Source organism: Micromonospora parathelypteridis, from assembly GCF_014201145.1.
Taxonomy (GTDB): Bacteria; Actinomycetota; Actinomycetes; order Mycobacteriales; family Micromonosporaceae; genus Micromonospora; species Micromonospora parathelypteridis.
The window spans coordinates 5008559-5032209 of record NZ_JACHDP010000001.1; the positions used below are offsets into that span (position 1 = coordinate 5008559).

General features: G+C 70.1%; 19 protein-coding genes. 7 read left to right on the forward strand and 12 right to left on the reverse strand.

The window, feature by feature from the left end; all coding sequences use genetic code 11:
* Positions 1-37: 37 nt before the first annotated feature.
* Entirely contained in the window at positions 38-1000 is a 963-nt protein-coding gene (locus tag HNR20_RS22630) for a TIGR03557 family F420-dependent LLM class oxidoreductase (protein ID WP_184188812.1), read from the reverse strand.
* Positions 1001-1377: 377 nt separating this feature from the next.
* Here HNR20_RS22630 and HNR20_RS22635 point away from each other — a divergent pair, with 377 nt between their 5' ends.
* Complete coding sequence (locus tag HNR20_RS22635) at positions 1378-2769, forward strand: cellulase family glycosylhydrolase (protein WP_184183207.1); 1392 nt, start codon at positions 1378-1380, stop codon at positions 2767-2769.
* 60 nt (positions 2770-2829) lie between these two features.
* Here the strand turns inward: HNR20_RS22635 and HNR20_RS22640 are convergent, their stop codons facing one another.
* The 7 genes from HNR20_RS22640 to HNR20_RS22670 form a co-directional block, all read right to left on the reverse strand.
* Positions 2830-3150: a DMT family transporter gene (locus tag HNR20_RS22640; protein WP_184183210.1), complete on the reverse strand. Its 321-nt coding sequence runs from the start codon at positions 3148-3150 to the stop codon at positions 2830-2832.
* Between the two features lie 334 nt (positions 3151-3484).
* Entirely contained in the window at positions 3485-4750 is a 1266-nt protein-coding gene (locus tag HNR20_RS22645; protein WP_268240361.1) for an RNA polymerase sigma factor, read from the reverse strand.
* A 24-nt stretch (positions 4751-4774) separates the two neighbouring features.
* Positions 4775-5176, reverse strand: a complete 402-nt coding sequence (locus HNR20_RS22650; protein ID WP_184183213.1) for a YciI family protein — start codon at positions 5174-5176, stop codon at positions 4775-4777.
* A 103-nt stretch (positions 5177-5279) separates the two neighbouring features.
* Positions 5280-7415, reverse strand: coding sequence for an alpha-galactosidase (locus tag HNR20_RS22655; protein ID WP_184183216.1), 2136 nt, complete (start codon positions 7413-7415; stop codon positions 5280-5282).
* Complete coding sequence (locus HNR20_RS22660) at positions 7412-8326, reverse strand: carbohydrate ABC transporter permease (protein ID WP_184183219.1); 915 nt, start codon at positions 8324-8326, stop codon at positions 7412-7414. Before HNR20_RS22660 ends, HNR20_RS22655 begins: the two co-directional genes overlap by 4 nt.
* Complete coding sequence (locus HNR20_RS22665; protein WP_184183222.1) at positions 8323-9279, reverse strand: carbohydrate ABC transporter permease; 957 nt, start codon at positions 9277-9279, stop codon at positions 8323-8325. The genes HNR20_RS22660 and HNR20_RS22665 overlap by 4 nt, the downstream gene beginning before the upstream one ends.
* Before the next feature lie 21 nt (positions 9280-9300).
* Entirely contained in the window at positions 9301-10629 is a 1329-nt protein-coding gene (locus HNR20_RS22670; RefSeq protein ID WP_184183225.1) for an ABC transporter substrate-binding protein, read from the reverse strand.
* Positions 10630-10912: 283 nt separating this feature from the next.
* On the opposite strand from HNR20_RS22670, the gene HNR20_RS22675 reads away from it, so the two are divergent.
* The 3 genes from HNR20_RS22675 to HNR20_RS22685 all read left to right on the forward strand — a co-directional run bounded on the left by HNR20_RS22675 (position 10913) and on the right by HNR20_RS22685 (position 15196).
* A complete protein-coding gene (locus tag HNR20_RS22675) occupies positions 10913-12916 on the forward strand; it encodes a beta-galactosidase (RefSeq protein ID WP_184183228.1) in 2004 nt (667 codons plus the stop codon).
* A gap of 37 nt (positions 12917-12953) precedes the next feature.
* Positions 12954-13730 (forward strand): DeoR/GlpR family DNA-binding transcription regulator, encoded by a 777-nt coding sequence (locus HNR20_RS22680; RefSeq protein ID WP_184183231.1) that lies wholly within the window; start codon positions 12954-12956, stop codon positions 13728-13730.
* Positions 13731-14239: 509 nt separating this feature from the next.
* Positions 14240-15196 carry a sporulation protein gene (locus tag HNR20_RS22685; RefSeq protein ID WP_184183234.1) on the forward strand — a complete coding sequence of 319 codons (957 nt, stop codon included), beginning with the start codon at positions 14240-14242 and terminating at the stop codon, positions 15194-15196.
* 89 nt (positions 15197-15285) lie between these two features.
* Here HNR20_RS22685 and HNR20_RS22690 read toward each other — a convergent pair whose 3' ends face one another.
* Entirely contained in the window at positions 15286-15657 is a 372-nt protein-coding gene (locus tag HNR20_RS22690) for a hypothetical protein (protein ID WP_184183237.1), read from the reverse strand.
* 179 nt (positions 15658-15836) lie between these two features.
* On the reverse strand, positions 15837-17879 hold the full coding sequence (locus HNR20_RS22695; RefSeq protein ID WP_184183239.1) for a glycerophosphodiester phosphodiesterase family protein: 2043 nt from the start codon (positions 17877-17879) through the stop codon (positions 15837-15839).
* Positions 17880-18070: 191 nt separating this feature from the next.
* Between HNR20_RS22695 and HNR20_RS22700 the strand changes: the two genes are divergently transcribed.
* Positions 18071-18493 carry a hypothetical protein gene (locus tag HNR20_RS22700; protein ID WP_184183242.1) on the forward strand — a complete coding sequence of 141 codons (423 nt, stop codon included), beginning with the start codon at positions 18071-18073 and terminating at the stop codon, positions 18491-18493.
* Positions 18494-18572: 79 nt separating this feature from the next.
* Here the strand turns inward: HNR20_RS22700 and HNR20_RS22705 are convergent, their stop codons facing one another.
* Positions 18573-20867 carry a HelD family protein gene (locus HNR20_RS22705; RefSeq protein WP_184183245.1) on the reverse strand — a complete coding sequence of 765 codons (2295 nt, stop codon included), beginning with the start codon at positions 20865-20867 and terminating at the stop codon, positions 18573-18575.
* Between the two features lie 146 nt (positions 20868-21013).
* Between HNR20_RS22705 and HNR20_RS22710 the strand changes: the two genes are divergently transcribed.
* Positions 21014-21640: an SGNH/GDSL hydrolase family protein gene (locus HNR20_RS22710; protein WP_184183248.1), complete on the forward strand. Its 627-nt coding sequence runs from the start codon at positions 21014-21016 to the stop codon at positions 21638-21640.
* A 105-nt stretch (positions 21641-21745) separates the two neighbouring features.
* On the opposite strand, the gene HNR20_RS22715 is transcribed toward HNR20_RS22710, so the two are convergent.
* On the reverse strand, positions 21746-22873 hold the full coding sequence (locus tag HNR20_RS22715) for a LolA family protein (protein ID WP_184183251.1): 1128 nt from the start codon (positions 22871-22873) through the stop codon (positions 21746-21748).
* A 95-nt stretch (positions 22874-22968) separates the two neighbouring features.
* On the opposite strand from HNR20_RS22715, the gene HNR20_RS22720 reads away from it, so the two are divergent.
* Positions 22969-23625: a response regulator transcription factor gene (locus HNR20_RS22720; protein WP_184183254.1), complete on the forward strand. Its 657-nt coding sequence runs from the start codon at positions 22969-22971 to the stop codon at positions 23623-23625.
* The last annotated feature ends 26 nt before the right edge of the window (positions 23626-23651 follow it).

The window sequence follows — 23651 nt, forward strand, 5'->3', positions numbered from 1 at the left end:
ACCTCGGCCGGGCCGAAGCGGCCGGCGCGCCTCGACCTCACAACGCCCGCAACCGGGGCAGCAACTGCTCCTGCGCCCAGTCCAGGAACATCGGCTGGGTCTCCCCACCGACCTGGACGATCGCCACATGGGTGAAGCCGGCGTCGACGAACTTGCGGAACGCCTCGACGTGCGCGTTGACGTCCGGGCCGCAGGGGATGCCCTCGGCGACGTCCTCCTCCCGGACGAACTGGGTGGCGGCGGTGAAGGACTCCGGGCCGGGCAGTTCCGCGTTGACCTTCCAACCCATTCCGAACCAGCGGAACTGGTCGTGCACGATCTTGCGGCACTCCGCCTCGTCGGGGCCGTAGCAGATGGCGACCTGCCCGTAGCGGGGCTGGCCGGCGCCTCCGGCATCGTCGTACATCTCGATGATGTGCCGGTCAGGCTCGGTGGAGATGATGCCGTTGCCGTACTCGGCGGCCAGCGTCGCGGACTGTCGACCGGATGCGGCGATGGCCATCGGCACCGGCCGCTCGGGGCGATCCCAGACGTAGGCGTCGGGGACGTCGAAGTGGTTGCCGGAGAAGGTCAGCGTCTCCCCGTTGAGCAGCGGCCGGATGATCTGCAACGCCTCCTCGAACATCTCGTGCCGTTGCTGCACGTGCGGCCAGCCGCCGACCACGTGCTCGTTCAGGTTCTCCCCGGCACCCAGGCCGAGGGTGAACCGGCCGTCCGAGAGTGCCCCGATCGTGCTGGCCTTCTGCGCGACCACGGCCGGGTGGTAGCGGCGGATCGGGCAGGTCACGAAGGACATCAGCTGCGCGCGGGAGGTGGCGTGGGCGACCGCGCCGAGCACCGACCAGGCGTACGGGGAGTGGCCCTGCGAGTCCAGCCAGGGGTAGTAGTGATCGGACATCACCAGTTGGTCGAAGCCAGCCGCCTCGGCCCGTACCGCATGGTCGACCAGGTGCTTGGGCCCGGCCTGCTCGCTCATCAGGGTGTAGCCGACGCTGACCATCCTGATACCCCCTTCCACTGACGGATCGTTCCCGGGATACCCAGGTCGGCAGTGGTCAACCCTCCCGTCCGGTTCGCGGCCGTAGTGCTTGACGGATGGCGGTGACCTGCCTACGGTCGCTCTTAACCGGTTAAGACCGGGGTGTGGCGCACATCCTGTGGTGGGGATGATCGCCCCGTGACGGCCCGCGTCCGCGTGGGCCGTTGCGGCTGTCCAGAGCTTGGGTCTGGTCACTGAACCGGTTGCGCCGATCAAGCCATCGTCATACGCTGATGTCTGCGCGCGCCACGAGTCGGGCGCGGCTGCCGGGCTGCAGCCGCCTTCCCCTGTCACGTCCCACCCCTGTCGGGCACCGGGGGTCCTCCCTGAGGAAGGCCATGAAGACTCGACTCACCGCCGCCGGTGCGGCCCTGCTCGCGTTGCTCGTCGCCGTGCTGGCATTCGGTCAGCCGGCGCACGCGGCGGCCGGTTTCACCGTCGCGGGCGGCAAGTTGTACGACGCCAACGGCGCCGAATTCATCATGCGCGGCGTCAACCACGCGCACACCTGGTACCCGCAGCAGACCAGCTCGTTCGCCGACGTCAAGGCTCTCGGCGCGAACACCGTGCGGGTGGTGCTCTCCAGCGGCGACCGGTGGACCCGCAACACCAACGCCGACGTCGCGAACGTCATCTCGCTGTGCAAGGCCAACCGGCTGATCTGCGTGCTCGAGGTGCACGACACCACCGGGTACGGCGAGCAGAGCGGGGCAATCACCCTCGACCGGGCCGTCGACTACTGGCTCAGCCTCGCCGACGTCCTCGCCGGCCAGGAAAGATATGTCATCGTCAACATCGGCAATGAGCCGTACGGCAACCAGAACTACGCCTCCTGGGCCACCGACAACGCCAACGCGATCAAGCGTCTACGCGCTGGCGGGCTGACCCACACGATCATGGTGGACGCGCCCAACTGGGGGCAGGACTGGTCGTTCACCATGCGGGACAACGCCGCGTCGGTCTTCGCCGCCGACCCGGCGCGCAACATCGTCTTCTCGATCCACATGTACGGGGTCTTCGACACCGCTGCGGAGATCAGCGATTATCTGGGTCGTTTCCGCACTGCCGGCCTGCCCATCGTCGTGGGTGAGTTCGGCTTCAACCACTCCGACGGCAACCCGGACGAGGACACCATCCTCTCCTACAGCCAGGCGAACGGGATCGGTTGGCTGGGCTGGTCGTGGAGCGGCAACGGCGGTGGCGTGGAGTATCTCGACCTGGCCACCTCCTTCAACCCGGCCAACCTGACCAGCTGGGGTCAGCGGCTCTTCAACGGCGCCAACGGCATCCGGCAGACCTCCCGGGAGGCCAGCGTCTTCGGTGGCACCCCGCCGCCGACCACCCCACCGCCGACGACCCCATCACCGACCACCCCACCACCGACGACGCCTCCGCCCACCACCCCGCCGCCGACGACCCCACCCCCGTCCGGTGGCTGCGCCGCCACGTACACGGTCGCCAACCAGTGGCAGGGCGGCTTCCAGGGTGAGGTGCGGGTGACCGCCGGCGCCACGGCGATCACCGGGTGGACCGCCCGCTGGACCTTCGCCAACGGCCAGAGCGTGAGCCAGTCCTGGAACACGACGCTGACCAGCAGCGGTGCCACGGTGACGGCACGCAACGTGGACTACAACGGTCGACTCGCGGCCGGTGCCAGCACCAGTTTCGGCTTCATCGGCGGATGGACCGGCAGTAACGCCGTACCGCAGGTGAGCTGCACCGTGAGCTGAACACCGAACCAGCAACGGTGGCCGGGCCCAGCGCGGGCCTGGCCACCGCGACCGGTTCGGTCAATGCCCGCCGGTCAGGTTCACGATGACCACCCCGGCGATGATCAGCGCAATGCCGGCGAGTTTGGCCGGCCCGACCGGCTCGCCCAGGAACACCGCCCCGATCGCCACGATGGTCGCGGTGCCCAGGCCCGACCAGAGGGCGTACGCGACGCCGACCGGGATCTCCTTGACCGCCTGGGCCAACAGGAGAAACGCCAGCAGGTAACCGCCGAGGCAACCAACAGTTGGCCAGAGGCGGCTGAACCCTGCGGTGCTCTTGAGCAGGCTGGTCGCCAGCACCTCGGCGAGGATGGCGATCCCCAGCAGCACGTAAGCCATGCGTCCTCAGTTCTGCCTGCTCGGCGGAAGTCGTCGGTGCTCAGGCTAACGGGCCCCAGCGCGCCAGGACCCGCCTCGGCTCCCCGGGCACATGTCATCCGGCCCCTGTGGAGCTGATGTCGTAAACGATTCAGATACGGCCGCCTCTCGCTGCGCATACCGCCTGTCCGCGTGCCGGTCCTGCCGCCTGTCCGGGCCGAATCCTCTGTGGCCTCCCGACGGCTCCCAACCGAGCGCTCGGCTGGTTGAATCGTTTACGACATCAGCTCCAAAGGCAGTGCGGGTACCGTCGCCCACCCCGGGCAGGGCAAGTGACCGCGCTGGCCGCGCTGAGTCAGGCTTCGGGATTGGGCTCGGCAGCGATTGGCGCGGGTTCGGCGGCGAGCCGAGCCGCTCGCATGGTGAGGTAGCGCTGTTCGGGCAGGCTACTCGTGCGCGCGGCGGCGGCCCGGTAGTCCCTGATTGCCTGCTCCCGGTCACCGGCCATCTCGTGCAGGTGGGCGCGGGCGGCGGGCAGCCGGTGGTGCCCGGCCAGGCGGGCGTCGTCGGCCAGCGCGTCGAGGGCGGTGAGGCCGGCTGCGGGCCCGTACACCATGGCGGTTGCCACGGCCCGGTTGAGCGCCACCACCGGACTGCCGACGAGCCGTTCCAGCACCTGATAGAGCGCCAGGATCTGCGGCCAGTCGGTCTGCTGAGTGCTCGGCGCCTCGTCGTGCAGAGCGGCGATGGCGGCCTGCACCTGGTACGGGCCGGTAGGCCCACGCGGCAGCGCACGGGTGACCAGCGCGACGCCCTCAGCGATGGCCGCCGCGTCCCAGCGGCTGCGGTCCTGATCGGCCAGTGAGATCAGCTCGCCGGAGGGCCCGCTCCGCGCCGGCCCGCGCGCCTCGGTGAGCAGCATCAACGCCAACAGCCCGGCCGATTCGCTGTCGTCGGGCAGCAGCGCGTGCAGCGCACGGGTCAGCCGGATCGCCTCTGCCGCGAGGTCGATCCGGCGTAGGTCCGGGCCGGTGGTGCTGGTGTGTCCCTCGGTGAAGACCAGGTAGAGCACCTGCCGTACGGCCGTCAACCGGTCGGCCCGCTCCGCCGGCTCGGGCATCCGGAACGACAACCCGGATGCGCGGATGCGCTGCTTGGCCCGGCTGATCCGCTGTGCCATGGTCGCCTCGGGCACCAGGAACGCGCGGGCGATCTCGGCGGTGCTCAGCCCACCGACGGCGCGCAGGGTCAGAGCCACGGCCGACGTCGGGGCGAGCGCCGGGTGGCAGCAGAGCATCAGCAGGACCAGGGTGTCGTCCCGCTCGCCGGTCAACTCCTCGTCCGCGGCCGGCGCGTACTGCCGGTCGTCCGGGTCCCGGCGGGCGACCAGGTCCTCCCGGCGGCGTCGGGCCTGCTCACCGCGGACCAGCTCGATCATTCGGCGGTAACCGACCTGGATCAGCCAGCCGCGCGGGTTGGCCGGCACCCCTTCGGTCGGCCACTGGGTGGCGGCGGCCAGCAGCGCCTCCTGCACCGCGTCCTCGGCGGTGGCGAAGTCACCGAAACGCCGGGCGAGCACGCCGAGGACCTGCGGCGCCAACTCGCGCAGCAGGTCCTCGATGCGGGGATCGGCGGAAGTCAGCCCTCACAGCTCCTGCGCAGGGGCGGACATCACCGGATGCACCTCGATCGGCATGTTCAGCGGCCGGCCACCGGGGCCAGGAGCGGTGGAGATGTACGCGGCCAACTCCACCGCCCGCTGCGGGCTGTCCAGGTCGACGATCCAGAAGCCGGCGAGGAACTCCTTCGTCTCGGCGAACGGCCCTTCGGTGACGACCGGGGCCCCGCCCTCACCGGCGCGGACGATTCGGGCCTGCGCCGGGCCGCCGAGGCCCTGCCCGTCGACCCACTCGCCGGCTGCGGTGAGCTTGCTGTTGACCTCGCCCATGAACGCGATGTGCGCCTGGACCTCCTGCGGGGTCCAGGTGTCGATGCTCGGGAAGTCAGTCCCGGCGGCGCTGAACTGCATCAGCAGCATGTACTTCATGGTTCGCTCCTCACGCCTGCGCACCCTCGTCGGTGCTCTCACCCTGAGGTAGAAGCAGGCGCCACCCTTCTCGACACCCCGGCCAAAGATTCTCCAGATTTTTTCAGACGACGGCGTCGACCTCCAGCACCAGGCTCTGCTCCGGGTGCAGGGCGGGCAACTGCACACCCACCCGGGCCAGCGCGGCCCCGCTCAGAGTGACACCGCCGGCCAGCCAGACCGGCGCTGCCCGGTCGATGGTCGCCGGGGGCGGTACTTCCGTCACCGGCCGCACCCGGTAACGACGGCCCGGGTCCAGGCCGGGCAGCCGGACCGCGCCCGGGACCTGCGTCACCGAGGTGGCCAGCCGTGCCACCGCGTACACCGCCCGGGTCTTGTCGCCCTCGACCACGCCGTGTGCCCAGACGGCCGGGTCCGGGTGGTCGACCCGGACCACCCGGCCAGCGTGCAGCAGCGGACGCAGCCGCTTGTGCAGTGCCACCCAGGCGGCCAGCTCGGTCTGCTCGGCACCGCTGATCGACGCGATGTCCCACTCGATGCCGTGGTGGCCGAAGAGCGCGGTCGCCGCCCGGAAGCCCAGGTCGTGTACGCGGTTGGTGGTGTGCGAGCGTTCCGGGCCGACGTGCGTGCCGACCAGCTCCGGTGGCAGCAACAACCCGGTCCAGCGCTGGATGCTGAGCCGTTCCAGGGCGTCGTTGCAGTCGCTGGCCCAGACCCGGTCGGTCCGGGCCAGGATGGCCAGGTCCACCCGTGCGCCGCCGGAGGAGCAGCTCTCGATCTCCACGCCGGGATGCCGGCGGCGCAGCTCGTCGAGGAGCCGGTAGACCGCGACGGTCTGCCCGTGCACCCCCGGTCGGCCGTGGTGCCCGGCCTCGGTGAGGTCCCGGTTCTGATCCCACTTGAGGTAGCTGATCCCGGGATGGTCGGTGAGCAGGGTGTCGAGGCGTTCCAGCAGGTAGTCGTACGTCTCCGGGCGGCCCAGGTCGAGCACCTGCTGGTTGCGCCAGGCCGGCGGCAGCCGCCCCGGCACGGCGAGCAGCCAGTCCGGGTGCGCGCGGAACACGTCCGAGTCGGGGTTGACCATCTCCGGCTCGACCCACAGGCCGAACTCCAGACCCCGGCCGGTCACGTGCTCGATCAGCGGTTGCAGGCCGTCCGGCCAGACGCCCTCGTCGACGTACCAGTCGCCGAGACCGGCGGTGTCGTCGCGCCGACCGCGGAACCAACCGTCGTCGAGCACGAACCGCTCCACACCGATCTGCGCGGCCCGGTCGGCGAGCGCCCGCAGCCGGTCCAGGTCGTGGTCGAAGTAGACCGCCTCCCAGACGTTGAGGGTGACCGGTCGGGGGGAGCGCGGGTGCCCGGGTCGAGCCCGTAGATGCGTGTGCAGCACGTCGCTGAGCCCGTCGAGCCCGGTGTCGGACCAGACCGCGTAGAGCAGGGGAGTGTCGTACGACTCGCCGGCGCCGAGCCGGATCTCGCCGGGGGCCAGCAACTCGCCGCCGCCGAGGGTCGACTCGCCGGTGGGCCGCCGCTCAGCGAAGGTGACGTGGTCGCCGCTCCACGCGGTGTGCACCGCCCAGACCTCGCCGTGGCCGAAGCCGAACCCAGCGGTGCCCGCCACCAGCAGCAGGGTGGCGTCGTGTCCGGTCCGCCCGTGCCGCCCCTCGCGGACCCAACTGCCCTGCTGCCACGGGTGCCGCTGCGGGGACCGTTCCCGGCACCACCGGCCGGTCAGGTCGAGCAACTCGGTGGCGACCGCCGGCACCGGCAGCACCGGCGTCAGCTCCCGCAGCTCGTACGCGCTGTCGCCGTCGTTGCGGAGCCGGTGGCGCAGGGTCAGCAGGCCGTGCGGGTCCAGCGCGATCTCGATGGTCAGGGTCAGACCGGCGGCCGGGTCCGACGCCCGCACGGTCAGCCGTGCCGCGTCGGCGTCGCTGTCGTCCACGTCCAACCCGTCGAGGCGGAACGCGGTGGACCAGTCCCGACCGTCGCGGTGCCCGGCCAGCCCTGGCCGGCCGCTCCAGCCGGCACTGATCTCCGGCAGCAGCGACAGGACGGTCGGCTGGTCGAAGCTGCTCGGCACCACCGGCGGTACGGTCGCGTCGGCGAGTTGGCGCCGGCCGTCGTCGTCGAGGTCGCCGACGTCGCCGCCCCAGTGCACGACCCGGGGCAGCCCCGGGCCGCGCGCGTCGAGCACCAGGCTGGTCCGCGCGCGGCGCAGGTGCAGGATCGTCATCCTTTGGAGGCTCCCAAGGTCAGGCCCCGAACGAAGTGCCGCTGGAGCATAAAGAAGATCACCAGGGTGGGGATCGCGACGAGCACGCTGCCCGCCGAGACCAGGTTGTTGTCGGTGAAGAACTCACCGCGCAGGTTGTTGAGCGAGCTGGTCACCGGGAACTTGTCGCCGGTACGCATCAGGACGGTGGCCCAGAAGAACTCGTTGTAGATCCAGGTCACCTCCAGGGTCGCCAACGCCGCCAGGGCCGGCCGGCACAGCGGCATGGTGACCTGCCAGTACTGCCGCCAGATGCTGGCCCCGTCGACCATCGCCGCCTCGTACAGGTCGCGGGGCAGCGCCTTCATGTAGTTGCTGAGCACGAAGACGCAGAATCCACACTGGAAGGCGACGTTGATCAGGATCAGGCCCCAGTAACTGTCGTAGAGCAGCTCCGAGTCGCTCATGAACTCCGGCAGCGGCACCTCGGTGAACAGCCGGAACAGCGGGATGAGCAGCGCCTGCTGGGGCAGGAGGTTGGCCGCGGTGAACACCCCGAGCAGCACGATGTTGAGTTTCCAGCTGAACCGTGCGATGACGAACGCCACGCAGGAGGCGAGGAAGAGGGTCAGCAGCACCGCCGGCACGGTGATGTACACCGAGTTGAGGAAGTGTTGGCCGAACTCCGCCGTCCGCCAGGCGGTGACGTAGTTGTCGAGGGTCCAGCCGCCGAACGAGACGTACCCGTTGGCGGCGGTGTAGTCGTACGAGCGCAGCGAGGTCAGCACCGCCCAGGCGATCGGGAAGAGCCAGACCAGCGCGACGACGATGAGGAAGCCGTGCAGCAGCATCCGCAGCGGGGTCAGCATGCGTCGGCGCTGCTGCGCGTCGGGCTCGCCCTCGGTACGCCGGGTGACGGTCGCGGTGCTCATTCCCGGTTCTCCCTCATCACGGTCGCCAGGTAGATGGTGATGAAGACCAGCGAGACGACCAGCATGATCGTCGCCAGTGCCGAGCCGAACCCGATCCGGCTCGCCTCACCCACCACGTTCTGGGTGACCAGCGCGGAGATCAGCTCCAACCCGTTGCGGCCCTTGTTGACGACCCAGACCAGGTCGAACGCCCGCAGTGACTCGATCACCGTCACCACCAGCACGATGATGTTGATCGGTCGGAGTACCGGGAACACCACCCGGAAGAAGGCCCTGCTCTCCGAGGCTCCGTCGACCGCCGCGGCCTCCCGCAGGGACGGGTCGACGCCCTTCAGCCCGGCCAGGTAGAGCAGCATGATGTACCCGACGTGCCGCCATCCGGAGGCGACCATGACCGCCCAGATGTTGACGCTCGAGTCGCCGTACCAGTCGACGTTGCTGCCGAACACCGCGTTGATCAGCCCCTGGTCGCGGGAGTAGAGCAGCTGCCAGACGAAGCCGATCAACGCCAGCGAGAGCACCACCGGCAGGTAGAGCGCGGTCTGGTAGAACCGGCTGCCGCGAATCTCCTTGTCCAGCAGGACGGCCAGGAACATGCCGAACGGGGTGGCGACCACGAACAGCGCCGCCAGCCAGAGCAGGTTGTGCTGGACCGCCGGCACGAACGGCGGGTAGATGTTCACCACGTCGCTGTAGTTGCGGACACCGACGAAGTCGATCTCGTTCAGAGGGCCGATGCCGTCCCAGTCCGTGCCGGACAGCAGCACGGTGGCCACCGCAGGCAGCCAGACGAACCCGGTGACGAGCAGCAGCGGGACGAGCACCATCAGCGTGATGACCACGCGGTCGGTGCGGGACAGGAGCCGTAGCCGCCGGCGACGACCACCCGTGGAGGTGGTCGCGGCCGGCGGCGGCACGGCGCGATCCGCTTGGATCAGGGGCAGGTCGGACATGATGTCCTTCCCCTTCCGCCGTCAGTCAGTGAAGATCGACTTTTTCTGGTTCTCGATGGACGAGGTGAGCCCGCCGATGTCCTTGGGGTCCTTGATGAATTGCTGGAGCGCCGGGATGATCACCGTCGAGGCGAAGTCCGGCCGGGTGTCCCGGTCGAGGAACTGGGCGATCTCGGTGGCCGAGCCGACCAACTCGGCGGCCTTCTTCTGCAGTGCGGTGTAGCCGCTGACGTCCGCGCCGGTGTTGGCCACGAGGGTGGCCGGGTCGTTCTTGACCGTGATGTCCGCGGCGGCCTTGCCGCCCACGTACTCCAGCAGCTTCTCGGCGTTGGCCTTGTTCTTGGGCTTGCGGGCCATCATGTACCCGTCGATCGGCGCGTCCAGCGCCTTCGCCCCGATCGCCGGGTCGATCTCCGGGAAGGTGAAGAAGTCGAGGTCGCTCTGCTCCTCGTTGCTGAACTGCTGGCCGACGAAGAGACCGAGCATGTACATGCCGCTCTTCTTCTGCTGCAACGACTGCGCGGCCTCCTGCCAGGTGCGGCCGAGGCTGTCCGGCTGGTGCAGGGGGAGCAGGCCGGCCCAGGTGTCGAAGACCTTCTTGACCTTGTCGGAGGTCCAGGCCTCCTTGCCGGCCATCAGGTCGATGTGGAACTGGTAGCCGTTGATCCGCAGGTTGAGGATGTCGAAGGTGCCCATCGCCGGCCAGCCGTCCTTGTCGGCGAAGGCGATGGGGGTGAGACCGTCCTTCCTCATCTGCGCGCTGAGTGCGGTGAGCTGGTCCAGGGTCGTGGGCACCTGGTAGCCGTACTGCTGCCACACCGACTTGCGGTAGAACATCGCCCAGGGGTAGTAGGACGAGGGGACGAAGTACTGCTTGCCGTCGTCCCCGGTGGACGCCTTCTTGAAGGCGTCGGAGAAGCCGGAGAGCTTGCCCCACACGTCGCTGAGGTCGCCGGCCAGGCCCTTGGCGGCGAAGAAGCGCATCCGGTAGCCGGCGAACCACATGTACACGTCGTCGGGCTTGCCCTGCAGGTAGTTGTTGATGTTCTCCTGGTACGTGTTGTGGTCGACCGTGTTGATCGCGGGCTCGATGCCGGACGAGGTCTTGAACCCGTCCATGACCTTGGCGATGACGTCCTTCGGCTTCGGGTCGGACTGGTTCGAGCCGACGGACACGTTCTTGGAGTCGGACCCGGAGCCGGAGTCGTCGCCGCAGCCGGCGAGCAGACCCGTGCCGAGCAGCGCGCCGGTGCCGGCCGCGCCGGCCAGCAGTGAACGTCGGTTGATGCCGGCGACAGAGGGCGGTACGAGCCGAGCCAGGTACTCGGCTTGGGTTCGGGGACGGGACATCTGAGCCTCCTGCGGATGAAGAGGTGCTACGCCAAGGGCCGTCAGGGGTGGTGAAGGCAGGTCCGGCGTCGTGAGCACACATCGGGATCCACCGAGAATCCACATTGGTCAACACGATCGGCCATTGGGGCCTCAAGTTACCCCTCAGTCGAGCGCTGTCAAGAGGGCAGTTCGCCTCCGATAACCCAGTTGTGACACGCCCGTTACTTGGTAAACGTTGGAAAGCAAATCGATGTTGGAAACTGTTGACTTTCGTCTCCGGCGAGGTGCACCCTCAGCTCTCATGCGGCGATGGCAGGGCAACGGCATCTATTTCGGCGGCGACTACAACCCCGAGCAGTGGCCCGAGGAAACCTGGTCCGAGGACGTCGAGTTGATGCGTCGGGCCGGGGTCAACCTGGTCTCCGTCGGCATCTTCTCCTGGGCCCTGCTGGAGCCCACCCCGGGCCGGTTCGAGTTCGGCTGGCTGGACCGGGTGCTGGACCTCCTGCACGCCGGCGGTATCCAGGTCGACCTCGCGACCGCCACCGCCAGCCCGCCACCGTGGCTGGCCCGGGCGTACCCGGAGACGCTGCCCCGCCGTGCCGACGGCGCGATCCTCTGGCCGGGCGGCCGACAGGCGTACTGCCCCAGCTCACCCGTGTTCCGCGAGCGGTCGCTGGAGCTGGTACGCGCGGTCGCCGGCCGCTACGCCGAGCACCCCGCGGTGGTGATGTGGCACGTCTCGAACGAGTTGGGCTGCCACAACGTGCACTGCTACTGCGATGTCAGCGCCGAGGCGTTCCGGGGCTGGCTGCGGGAGCGCTACGGCGACCTGGACCGGCTCAACGACGCCTGGGGCACGGCCTTCTGGAGTCAGCGTTACGGCGACTGGGCCGAGATCAACCCGCCGCGCACGGCGCTGACCTTCGCCAACCCCACACAGCAGCTCGACTTCCTGCGCTTCTCCTCCGACGAACAGCGCGCCCAACTGCGCGCCGAACGAGGCGTGCTCACCACGCTGGTCCGCCAGCCGGTCACCACCAACTTCATGATCGGCATGGGCGTCAAGCACATGGATTACCACTCCTGGGCCGACGATGTGGACCTGGTCTCCAACGACCACTACCTGACCGCCGCCGACCCGCAGGCCCATCTCGGGTTGGCGCTCGCCGCCGACCACACCCGGGGCGTCGCCGGCGGTGACCCGTGGTTGCTGATGGAGCACTCCACCAGCGCGGTCAACTGGCAGCCGCGCAACGTGGCCAAGCTGCCCGGGCAGCTGCGCCGCAACAGCCTGGCGCATGTCGCCCGCGGCGCCGACGGGGTGCTGTTCTTCCAGTGGCGCGCCTCCCGGGCCGGCGCCGAGAAGTTCCACTCCGCGCTCGTGCCGCACGCCGGGCCGGACACCAAGGTGTTCCGCGAGGTCTGCCAGCTCGGCGCCGACCTCAAGGCGCTGGCCGAGGTGCGTGGCAGTCGGGTGGACGCCGACGTGGCGATCCTGTTCGACTGGGAGGCGTGGTGGGGCGTCGAGTTGGATTCACACCCCAGCGTCGACGTCCGGTACGCCGATCGACTCACCGCCCTCTACGGCGCGCTCTGGCGAGCCGGCGTGACCGCCGACATCATCCACCCGTCGGCGGACCTGAGCGGCTACCGGCTGGTCCTGGCACCGACTCTCTACCTGGTCCGGGACGCCGACGTGGCGGCACTGCACTCCTACGTCGAGGGTGGTGGCACCGCCGCGGTCACCTACTTCAGCGGCATCGTCGACTCCAACGACCACATTCGGCTCGGCGGCTATCCGGGCGCGTTCCGGGAGCTGCTCGGTGTGCGTACCGAGGAGTTCTTCCCACTGCGCGAGGGCGAGCAGGTCCGGTTGGACGACGGCAGCACCGCCGACGTGTGGACCGAGTGGCTGCACCCCGACGGCGCCGAGGTGCTCGCGTCGTACACCGATGGGCCCTTGCCGGGCGTGCCGGCGCTGACCCGGCACCGGGTTGGCGACGGCACCGCCTGGTACGTCGCCACCCGGCTGGACGAGCCGGCCACCGATCGACTGGTCGCCGGGCTCGTCGCGGAGGCCAGCGTCCGCCCGGCGGCGCCGGCACCGTCCGGAGTGGAGGTGGTACGCCGACGCGACGGCGACCGGAGCTGGCTGTTCGCGATCAACCACACCGCCGCCGAGGTGCGGCTACCGGTGGCCGGCGTCGAGCTGTTGACTGGCGTGCGGTGTGCCGGTGAGCTGACACTGCCGGCCGGTGACGTGGCGGTCGTCCGTGAGGATCGGACCGACGACCCGGCCTGATCCCGTCGACAGTCATCGCGCGAAGGAGGTTCCCCACATGCTCGCCCAGCAGCGGCAGACCGCCATCCTCGATCTGATCCGCCAACGTGGCGGCGTACGGGTGAGCCACCTGGTCAGCCGGTTCGGCGTCTCCGACATGACGATCCGCCGTGACCTGGAGGTGCTGGCCGAGCGCGGCCTGGTCGACAAGGTGCACGGTGGCGCGACGCTCGCCGGGCCGGGGTCGGCCGAGGAACCGGGCTTCGCGGCGAAGTCGATCCGCCAGCAGGCGGAGAAGCGGGCCATCGCCGAGCGGGCGGCGAAGATGGTGGAGCCGGGGATGGCGATCGCGCTCTCCGCCGGCACCACCACCGCGGCGTTGGCGACCCTGCTCTCCGACGTCCACGGGCTGACCGTGGTGACCAATTCGATTCCGGTGGCCGACGCGCTCTACCAGAACCCGCGCGCCGACCAGACGGTCGTGTTGACCGGTGGCATCCGCACCCCGTCGGACGCGTTGACCGGGCCGGTGGCCGAGGCGGCGATCAGCGCGCTCAACGTCGACCTGCTCTTCCTCGGCGTACACGGGCTCAGCCCCCGAACCGGCTTCACCACGCCGAACCTGCTGGAGGCGGGGGTCAACCGGTGCCTGATCGGCGCGGCCCGCCGGCTCGTGGTGCTCGCCGACCACACCAAGTGGGAGACCATCGGCATCGCCACCATCGCCCCGTTGGAGGCGGCCGACGTACTGATCACCGACCGTGGGCTGCCGACCGAGGCCCGCACCACGATCGGCGAACAGGTAGGCGAGCTGCTGGTCGTCGACCCCGAGTAGGGCGCCCGACCCTCGTCGATCATGGAGTTGTGGTGGCGCACAGAAGTCGCGAAACCCCATCTTTCGACCATCGCAACTCCATGATCGACGGATTGGAGAGCCTGTCAGGTCGTTGGGTCCGGCTCACCTGCGGCAGTTTTCCGGGCAGCACGGGCCGCGCAGCGCCTGATCGACTCCGTATCGGCGACATGGCGGCATCCTGCGTTCGGGATACGCCCACATCGCCGATGTGGAGTCGATCAAGAGGGGGAGCACGGACCTTGGCCTGTACCCGGACGTTACCGACGGTTCGGACATCGCCGGCCACTGGTTCGTGGACGGACTACTCCAGCGGGCCGGGGGCGACCCGGATCGCGCGGCCGAGCTGGCGATCGCGGCAGTGACCCAGACCCGGTGGCGTCCTCGTGTCACGGCACTTCACAGCCACCTCACAGGGGTGCTGGATAGGGTGCCCGTCGAGTGAACGTCCGACTCCAGCTGGAGCGGTCGCCGGTCGCACAGGAGTTCCGATGGTCTTCAAGAAGATGTTGAGCGCGTTCGGTGTGGGCGGTCCCAGTGTGGACACTGTGCTGACCAACCCCAACACCCGGCCCGGCCTGACCCTCGACGGGCAGGTCAACCTCGTCGGTGGCGACGCCGAGGCAGCCATCGAGCAGGTGGTGATCGGCCTGGTGACCCGGGTCGAGGTCGAGGGACACGACACCGAGTACGCGGGCACGATGGAGTTCCACCGGATGGTGGTCAGCGGCCCGCTCCAGCTCGCCCCGAAGCAGCAGCTCTCGATCCCGTTCCAGCTCCCGGTGCCGTGGGAAACCCCGATCACCGACGTGTACGGCCAGCGCCTGCACGGCATGACGATGGGTCTGCGTACCGAGCTGGCGGTCGCTCGCGCCATCGACAAGAGCGACCTGGACCAGGTGGCGGTGCACCCGCTGCCGGTGCACGAGCGGATCCTGGAGGCGTTCCAGCGGCTCGGCTTCCGGTTCAAGCACGCCGACCTGGAGCGCGGGCACATCCGGGGCGTCCAGCAGACGCTGCCGTTCTACCAGGAGATCGAGTTCTTCGCCTCGCCGCAGTACGCGAGCACGATCAGGGAGGTCGAGCTGACCTTCGTGACCAGCCAGCGGGGCGTCGAGGTCATCCTGGAGTGCGACAAGCGTGGCGGGTTCCTCAGCGCCGGGCACGACGCGTTCGGTCGTTACCAGGTGGCACACACCGACGCTGACCGGGTGGACTGGGCGCAGGTCGTCGACGGTTGGCTGCGCGAGACCACCTCCCGCTACGGCAGCCTGCGCTCGCAGTACGGCTCGGGCCACGGGCACGGCCACGGCCGCGGTCACGGGATGGGCGGCATGGTGGCCGGCGCGGCGCTCGGCGTCGCCGGCGGCATGATCGCCGGCGAGATGATCGAGGACGCGTTCGAGGGTGACTTCGGCGGCGATTTCGGCGACTTCGGCGGCGAGTAACAGCGCACGGACGACACTGCGCACAGACGACGGTGGCCTCCGGGAGATCCTCCCGGAGGCCACCGTTCGCTGTGAAGCGGCCTAACTGGTCAGTGTCGGGCCTTGCGCTCCTGGCCGCTGCGCCAGTTGCTGCCGGCCTTGGAGAGGCCACGGCTACCGAGGTAGCCGAGCGTCAGCAGGGTGATCAGGAACCAGGCGTTGTCGGCCCGGAAGATGTCCACCCCGGCGGAGTTCTTTCCGACGACCTGCGACGCGCCCAGTACGGCGGCCACCGCGATCAGGTAGATCCAGAACTCGGTGGTCTTGAACGCCTGCTTGGTCTCCGTACCGGGTGCCTGCATGTCGTTGCGACGCCCGTCCTGCATGACCGGCATCTGCTGCGTGTCCCGCATCTGAGCGGGATTCTGCGGGTCGTTCATCGGCCGGTTCATCGGCCGGGTGGAAGCAGCCTGCGTGCTCATCTGGTCCTCCTCAGGATGCGATGAGTCGTACCTGCATTCCCTCGCCCCGCTACCGCGTTTCGGCCACGGCACGGTTTCGCTTTCACGGCGGGGACAACCCCCGACTACCCGAGGCCCCGGAGCAGGTAACACCGATCGCCGGCCGGAAAAATCCGGCCGGCGATCGGGTGTTCAGCGTGTCAGCGCAGGCCGTTGCGGATCGCGACGCTCACCAACAGGTCCGGGTCGTCGGTGATCATGCCGTCGACGCCGAGGTCGATGACCCGTTGCATCACCTTCGCGTCGTCGACGGTGTACGGGATCACCTTCAGGTCGTAGCGCGTCTGCAGGGTCCGGACGTCCGGTCCGTGGAAGTACGCCGGGTTCTCCCGCAGGTACCAGTCGGCCGAGGCGACGGTGCCCTGCTTCGCGTCGTGCACCTGCCAGTTGGCCGACACCGTGTCAGCGCCGGCGGCCCGGGTCAGCTTGCCCAGGTCCTGGTACTTCCACCAGTCCAGTCCACCGGTCCACGGGCTCTTCACCGACGGGTTGCCGTACACCGCCTCCAGCGAGCACTCGTCGGCGAGGGTCGCGCACTCGGCCGGGCCGTACTGCCACACCAGGCCGACCGTGCCGATCCGCCGGTCGAGCTGCTTGGCGTACGTGATGGTGCGCCAGTCGAACGACTGGATGGTGGCCCGGTTGGTGAAGCCGGCACGCTGGATCGCGTCTACGAGCTTGCGGGTGAAGCTGCGGTACGGCTCGGTGTCGTTGACCACCGGGCTGATCTTCGTCTCGATGTTCATCCCGATGTCGCCGCGGCCACTTGCCTTCACCAGGGCGAAGACCTCGTCCAGGGTCGGGATCCGGGCACCCGGCGCGGGCACCTGCGCGGGCAGCTCGGGCAGCGTCTTCGTGCCGCAGTCGACGGTCTTGAGCTGCGCCAGGGTCAGCTCGTGCACCGGCTTGCCCACGTACGGGAACTTGGGGTCACCGCGACGCACCGGGGCTGTGTCGACGCAGTGCGATCCGTTGACCGTGCGGTCGTGCAGCACGACGAGCTTGCCGTCGGCGGTCACGCCGGTGTCCAGCTCGAGCGTGGAGATGGCCCGGTTGGACAGCGCGTTCGCGAACGCCGGCAGGGTGTTCTCGGGGCGGGTCGCCCGGCCGCCGCGGTGCGCCTGGATGTCGAACGGCGCCGCGTACGCCTTTGGCAGCTGGTAGCCGCGCTGCGCCAACAGGGCGCGCAGCCGGTCCGGGTAGTCGGTGATCATGCCGTCGACGCCGTCGTCGATCAGCTTGGCCATGGTCGGCGCGTCGTCGACCGTCCACGGGATCACCTTGATCCCGTAGCGGTGCGCCTGGGCGACCATCTCCTTCGTGACGTACGGCTTGTAGCCGGGGTCGGTGACGGTGCCGTTCTGCGGGAAGCCGTGTACCGGCGAGAACGCGCTGGCGCCGAAGCTGCGGATCGCCTTGATCGGGTCGCCGCCGAAGTCGTCGATGTCCAGCCCGCCGAGCCACGGCGATGCGCCGGGCTGACCGGTCTGCAGGAAGTCGTAGTTGGTCAGAGCGACCAGCGGCAGCTTCGGCTCGACCTGGCGCATGCGCATCAGCGCGCCCCAGTCGAAGCTCTGGATGGTGACCTGCTTGAGCAGCCCGGCGGCACGGATCTCGGCCGCGGTGACCCGGACGAACTGCTCGCGGGGCGCGGTCTCGGTCGGCGCGCCGGCCTCCACCTTGGTCTCGACGTTGAGCTTCACGTCCTTGGCCTGGTAGCGGTTGACCAGCGCGAAGACCTCGCGCAGCATCGGCATCTGGGCACCGGGGACGGCGAGCTGGCCGGGCTTGTCCGACAGCGTCTTCGAGCCGCAGTCGAGTGTGCGCACCTGGGCCAGGGTGAGCGTGTTGATGTACTTCCCGACGTACGGGAACTCCGGGTCACCGGCGGTCACCGGGGCGGTGTCGACGCACTTGGTGCCAGTGATCTTGCGGTCGTGGGTGACGACGGCCTGGCCGTCCTCGGTGATCTGCACGTCCAGTTCGAGGGTTGTCACCCCGAGCTGGAGGGCGTTGCCGAAGGAGGCGAGGGTGTTCTCCACCCGCAGCCCAAGGCCGCCCCGGTGGGCCTGCACGTCGAATGTCCGGTCCGGTCGCGGCTTCGCCTGGGCGGGCACCGCGAGCCCGGTCGTCACCGTCGCGGCCACCAGGGCCGCGACGGCGGTACGGCGTACTGTGCGCACGCTGTCATCCCCTCCTGTCAGCGGGCGTCTCCCGCCGGTCGCCGGACAGCATGGACATCTTCGGCGGCGGGCAGGAGGCCAGCGGGCGGCGTGACGGTGAACCGCCGTGGACGACCTCCCGGGCACGCCGGGTTTGGTCGGCCGGTGGCCGGGCACGCAGTCAGTTCCACAGCTTCTGCGAGGTGATGGACGTGCGTGAGGACGACATGCGGCAGGACGCCGCCCGCCAGGCCGAGGACCGGATCGCTGGCGGCGTGTACGGCAAGGGTGCCGTCGAGGCGGTGACGGTGCCCCGCACCGATGTGGAGAGCCAGATCCAGCGCGATGACCCGCTCGATCCGGCGAATGAACGGATCGATCCGCAGGTGCTGCGCGACGGCGGCCCCGTCGGCGGGCAGGGCGCGGTGACCACCACCGGTGGCACCGCCGGGCCGGCGAGCGTACGCCGGGTCGCCCGGCAGCCGGAGCGGCACCGAGGAAAGGTGGCGCCGACGACGACCGGTGACGCCACCACCGGTGGCCTGAGCACCCCGATGAGTGGTGGCACCAGCGACCAGTCCACGTCCGCGACCGGTCCGGGCAAGACCGTCCGGGACAGGTCCATCAGCGACTAACCCCGCCGAGCGAGTTTCGCCCCGCCGCCTCCGCCGAGCTACTGCTCGACGGAGGCGGCGCGGGTTTCGGGGTGCCTGGTCAGTTGCCGGGGCGCAGGATGCCCAGGCGTTGGGTGGCGCGGGTGAGCGCCACGTAGAGGTCGCTGCGCCCGCGCGGCGACTCGGCCACCATCCGGTCCGGGTCGACGACCAGCACCGAGTCGAACTCCAGCCCCTTGGCCTGCGCGACGGTCAGCACCACCACCCGGCTCTCCAGCTCCGGATGCTCGCCCACGGCGGCCTCCGGCAACGCCGCGGTCACCGCCGACCCCAACTCGCCTACCCGGCCGGCCGGCACGAGCACACCGAGCCGACCCTCGGTCAGCCCGGCCGCCTCCCGGGTGGCCGCAGCGACCAGCTCCGCCGCCAACCGCTCGTCGGGCACCGCCCGGTCCCACGGGGGTACGCCGCTCTCCCGCACCGAGCGCGGCGGCCGCAGCGCGGGGTCGATCTCGGCCAGCACGTCGGCGGCGACCGCCATGATCTCGGCAGGTGTGCGGTAGCTGACCGTCAGCTCGGTCAGCCGCCACCGCTGCGCCACGTACGGGGCGAGGGCGTCCGCCCAGGAGGGCGTGCCACTCAGCGCGCCGGTCTGCGCGACGTCCCCGACGATGGTCATCGACCGACTCGGGCAACGGCGCATCAGCAACCGCCACGCCATCGGCGACAGCTCCTGCGCCTCGTCCACGATGACGTGGCCGAACGCCCAGGTGCGGTCGGCGGCGGCGCGCTGCGCGGTGGTCAGCCGGTCGGCCTCCTCCTGCCGTTCCAACAGTCGGTCGGCGTCGATCAGGTCGGTCACGCCGAGGATCTCACCGCCGTCGGCCTCGTCCTCGACGTCGATCGAGCGGGAGCCCCGGGCGATCTCGAGAACACCCTCGGCGTACTCCCGTTCCATCCGGCGGATCCGGTCCCGGCGGGCGGCGGCGGCCCGTTCGTCCTCGCCGAGCAGCTCGGCGGCCTCGTCCAGCAACGGCACGTCGGCCGGCGTCCAGCCACCCGGCTCCCGGTGCAGCAGCGCCCGCTCGTCGTCGGTGAGCATCGGCGCGGCGACGGCGATGCGGTCCGGGTCGGCGTACAGGTCGGCGAGCAGGCGCTGCGGAGTGAGCACCGGCCACAACCGGTCCAGGGCGGCCCGGATCTCCGGCTCTTCGCGCAACTCGCGGCGGATCTCGGCCCGGTCGGCCTCGTCGAGCAGGTTGTCGCCGCCCAGCGGGTCGGCGCCGATCCGTTCGGCCACCTGGTCGGCGAGCGCGTGCACGACCTCGGTGTCGAACAGCGCGCGAGACAGGTTGTGCGGCCGGTCCACCCGACGTACGCGGTCCCGGGCGGTTCGCACGGTCTCCGGGTCGAGGCTGAGCGCTTCCCGCTCGACCTCGATCTCCAGCGGCTCGTCCGGCACCCACTGCCGGTCCCGTACCGCCCGCGCCAGGACCTCGGCCAGCACGGCCCGGCCCTTGAGCGCGGCGGTCTCGGCCGGTTCGACCCGCTGGGCGCTCACCCCGGGAAAAAGATCACCCTGGGTACGCAGCAGCACGCCCGTCTCGGCCAGCGTCGGCAGCACCTGGGAGATGTAACGCAGGAAGGTCGCGTTCGGGCCGACCAGCAGCACGCCCCGGCTGGAGAGTTCGCGGCGGTGCGTGTAGAGCAGATACGCCGCACGGTGCAGCGCGACCGCGGTCTTGCCCGTGCCGGGGCCGCCCTGGACCACCATGACGCCGGGCAGTTCGGCGCGAATGATCTCGTCCTGTTCGGCCTGGATGGTCTCGACGATGTCGCGCATCCGCCCGGTACGGCCGGCGTTAAGCGCGGCGAGCAGCGACGCCTCGCCGGTCAGCTCCTCGTGGGCGCCGGGGGAGGCGGCGCCGATGTCGAGCACCTCGTCGTTGAGCCCGGTCACCTTGCGCTGCCGGGTGCGCAGGTGCCGTCGACGGCGTACGCCCTGCGGGTTGGCGGCGGTGGCGAGATAGAACGGGCGGGCGGCGGGGGCCCGCCAGTCCATCAGCAGCGGGTCGTAGTCACCGCTGGTGTCGAAGATGCCGAGCCGGCCGATGTAGTGGCGGGAGTCGTCGTCGCCGTCGAGGCGGCCAAAGCAGAGCCCGTTCTCCACGGCGGAGAACTGCTCGACCTGATCGGCGTACATCGCTACCGAGCTGTCGCGCTGCGAGCGGTCCTGCAGGGTTCCGCCGGTGTTGCGCAACTCGGCGGTGAGTCGTTGGGCGGCCTGCTCACGCAGCCCGTCCAGGCGGTCGTAGAGCATCGAGACGTACTCCTGCTCGCGACCAATCTCGTCGTCGAGCGGCAATTCGCCGGAACCGCCGGAGTGCCTTGACAAGCCGTCTCCCTAAAGATTAGAATCCTATGCAGGAACGGCTTTTAGCCGTTCTTTTTTATGCCCACGAACTGTTGAAGATAGCGCGTTCCCCCGGTTCTCAACAAGCCGGGCGGGCCGGCGCGCCGGTGATCGCGAGGTGGCGTCGGATGATCCTGCGGACCGGGCAACGGGTGGTCTTCATCGGCGACAGCATCACCGATTGTGGTCGGCGCGACGCCGCCGCGCCCTACGGCAGCGGTTATGTCAGCCTCGTCCGCGCCCTGGTCGGCGCGCGGCACCCGGAGCTGGAGCTGGAGTGGGTCAACCGCGGTGTGAGTGGCGACACCGTGCGGGACCTGGCCGCCCGCTGGGACGACGACGCCGTCGCCGAGCGCCCCGACTGGCTGTCCGTGCTGATCGGCATCAACGACATCTGGCGGCGCTACGGCGACCGGCCGGATGAGGCCGTCGACATCGACGAGTACGAGCGCACCCTGCGCGACCTGCTTCGTCGGGCGGTTGCCTCCACCGGCTGCCGACTGATCCTCGGTGATCCGTTCCTCATCGAGGCCGACCGCAGCGTCCCGCAACGCGCCGACACCGACCGGTACGCGGCGGTGGTGGCAGGGTTGGCCGCCGAGTTCGACGCGGTGCACGTGCCCAACCAGGCGGCGTTCGACCGGGTGCTGGCGGTCAGTCCGTCGAAGCGTTGGGCCGACGACCGGGTGCATCCGTACCTGCCCGGCCACGCGGTCATCGCCGACGCCTACCTCAGCGCCCTCGGCGCCCGCTGACTCAGGACTGTCGACGCCGGCGCCTGCCGGGACGCGCGCGACAGGGTCGGACACGACGAAGCGCCGGGCCAACCGCGAGGTCGACCCGGCGCCCACATCGGTGGATCAGCCGCGAGCGACCTGGTAGAGCCGCTCGGGAGTGACCGCGCCGGCGAGCACCCGGCCGTCGTCGGTGAGCAGCACACTGAACAGCTTGCCGGTGAGCAGCCGACCGCTACCCCAGTCGCCCTTGACCGCGGCGAGCCCGCCGAGCAGCTTCGACAGGTCAACGTCGGGTGCGGCGCCGGCCGACGGCACGGCCGGCTTCGCGTCGGCCGGCTTACCGCCGACAGCCCCGTCGAGGCGGGCCACCAGCACGGTTGCCCAGCCGGAGCCCACCGCGCGTACCTGCGGATCACCCGCCGGCTCGGCGTGGCCGGGCTTGCCCGCGGCCGGCCGCTCGGCCTTCTCCTCGTTGACGGTCACGCCGGGCGGCGGGTTGAAGGTGAACTGGTCGGCGTCGGGGCGGCGGTAGTCGACCTGGGTGAAGGCCATCTCGAACGCCGGCTGGTCGCTGCCCTTGGCGAGCACCTCGAAGCGCAGCGGCACATGCTGCTTGGCGTCGATGGCGATCCGCAGTTGGTGCACCAGCGAGTCACGGTCGCGCGGCTGGAGCACCAGCTCGTACGCGTCCTGGCCGGCGACGGTGGCCGAGCGGCCGACGCTCACTTCGGTGCTCGGGTCGATCGCGCCCAACGCCAGGTCGGCGGCCTCCTGCGGGGTGGCCGGCAGGCTCGGCGCCGCCTCGGGGGCCGGCTTCGTGGCGCCGGCGTCACCCAGGGTGCGGTGGGTGGCGGTGTTGGTGCGGCTCTGCCAGGTCCACAGGTCGCGGCCGTTGCGGATCACGTCCTGCTCGCCAAGGGTGTCCAGCAGCGCGACCCGCTGCCGGTCCGGGCCGGAATACCAGACCCGCAGGGTGTGCGTGCCGGTCAGCACGGTGGTCAGCTCGTTGCCGGGGAGCAACCCGACCAGCGGCGGCAGGCCGAGGTCGGCACGCTGCACGACGGTTCCGGACAGCCCTTCCAGCCGGGAGGTCTGCAGATCGACCAGGAGCTGGGCAGCGGTACGCGGCGGCAGGCTCGGCTCGGCCTCCGCGGCGAACGTGCCGATAGCCGCGCCACCACCGATGACGGCGACGGCGGCGGTGGCCGGGACCAGCCAACGAAGGACGGGACGGCTTCTCAGAACGGACATGGTGACACCTCCAGGGCTCATCCTGCCCTCTTGGTCCTGTGAACGTGCTGAGGAAGCCGAACCGCCCGATTGAACGGGGGTGGCACCCTTGAGCGGTGCGGTTGCTGGTGGTGGAGGACGAGGCCCGGTTGGCGGCTGCCCTGCAACGTGGCCTGCAGGCCGAGGGGTTCGCGGTGGATGTGGCGGGGACCGGCCCGGCCGGCCTGGACGCGGCCCGGCACGGCGAGTACGACGCCATGATCCTCGACGTGATGCTGCCCGGCCTGTCCGGCTATGAGCTGGTCCGGCGGCTTCGAGCGGAGCAGCACTGGTTGCCGGTGTTGATGCTCTCCGCCAAGGACGGCGAGTACGACCAGGCCGACGGCCTCGACTGCGGCGCGGACGACTACCTGACCAAGCCCTTCTCGTACGTGGTGCTGCTGGCCCGGCTGCGGGCGCTGCTGCGTCGGGGCGCGCCGGTGCGCCCGGCGGTGCTGGCAGTCGGTGACCTGCGGCTGGACCCGGCCCTGCGACGCGTGACCCGGGCCGACGCCGAGGTGGCGCTGACCGCGCGGGAGTTCGCGCTGCTCGACTACCTGATGCGCCGGCCCGGACAGGTGATCTCCAAGACCGAGTTGCTGGACCACGTCTGGGACGCGAGCGTGGAGACCGCGCCGAACGCTGTCGAGGTGTACGTCGGCTATCTGCGTCGCAAGCTCGGCCGGGACCGGCTCGAGACGGTCCGGGGTGCCGGTTACCGGCTCGCGACGTGATCGCCGACGACCCGGTGCCCGCCCGC

Bases quoted from the DNA above. Each gene is read 5' to 3' on its own strand.
- HNR20_RS22630 (WP_184188812.1), bottom strand. From the start codon at position 1,000: ATGGTCAGCGTCGGCTACACCCTGATGAGCGAGCAGGCCGGGCCCAAG.
- HNR20_RS22635 (WP_184183207.1), top strand. From the start codon at position 1,378: ATGAAGACTCGACTCACCGCCGCCGGTGCGGCCCTGCTCGCGTTGCTC.
- HNR20_RS22640 (WP_184183210.1), bottom strand. From the start codon at position 3,150: ATGGCTTACGTGCTGCTGGGGATCGCCATCCTCGCCGAGGTGCTGGCG.
- HNR20_RS22650 (WP_184183213.1), bottom strand. From the start codon at position 5,176: ATGAAGTACATGCTGCTGATGCAGTTCAGCGCCGCCGGGACTGACTTC.
- HNR20_RS22655 (WP_184183216.1), bottom strand. From the start codon at position 7,415: ATGACGATCCTGCACCTGCGCCGCGCGCGGACCAGCCTGGTGCTCGAC.
- HNR20_RS22660 (WP_184183219.1), bottom strand. From the start codon at position 8,326: ATGAGCACCGCGACCGTCACCCGGCGTACCGAGGGCGAGCCCGACGCG.
- HNR20_RS22665 (WP_184183222.1), bottom strand. From the start codon at position 9,279: ATGTCCGACCTGCCCCTGATCCAAGCGGATCGCGCCGTGCCGCCGCCG.
- HNR20_RS22670 (WP_184183225.1), bottom strand. From the start codon at position 10,629: ATGTCCCGTCCCCGAACCCAAGCCGAGTACCTGGCTCGGCTCGTACCG.
- HNR20_RS22675 (WP_184183228.1), top strand. From the start codon at position 10,913: ATGCGGCGATGGCAGGGCAACGGCATCTATTTCGGCGGCGACTACAAC.
- HNR20_RS22680 (WP_184183231.1), top strand. From the start codon at position 12,954: ATGCTCGCCCAGCAGCGGCAGACCGCCATCCTCGATCTGATCCGCCAA.
- HNR20_RS22685 (WP_184183234.1), top strand. From the start codon at position 14,240: ATGGTCTTCAAGAAGATGTTGAGCGCGTTCGGTGTGGGCGGTCCCAGT.
- HNR20_RS22690 (WP_184183237.1), bottom strand. From the start codon at position 15,657: ATGAGCACGCAGGCTGCTTCCACCCGGCCGATGAACCGGCCGATGAAC.
- HNR20_RS22710 (WP_184183248.1), top strand. From the start codon at position 21,014: ATGATCCTGCGGACCGGGCAACGGGTGGTCTTCATCGGCGACAGCATC.
- HNR20_RS22715 (WP_184183251.1), bottom strand. From the start codon at position 22,873: ATGTCCGTTCTGAGAAGCCGTCCCGTCCTTCGTTGGCTGGTCCCGGCC.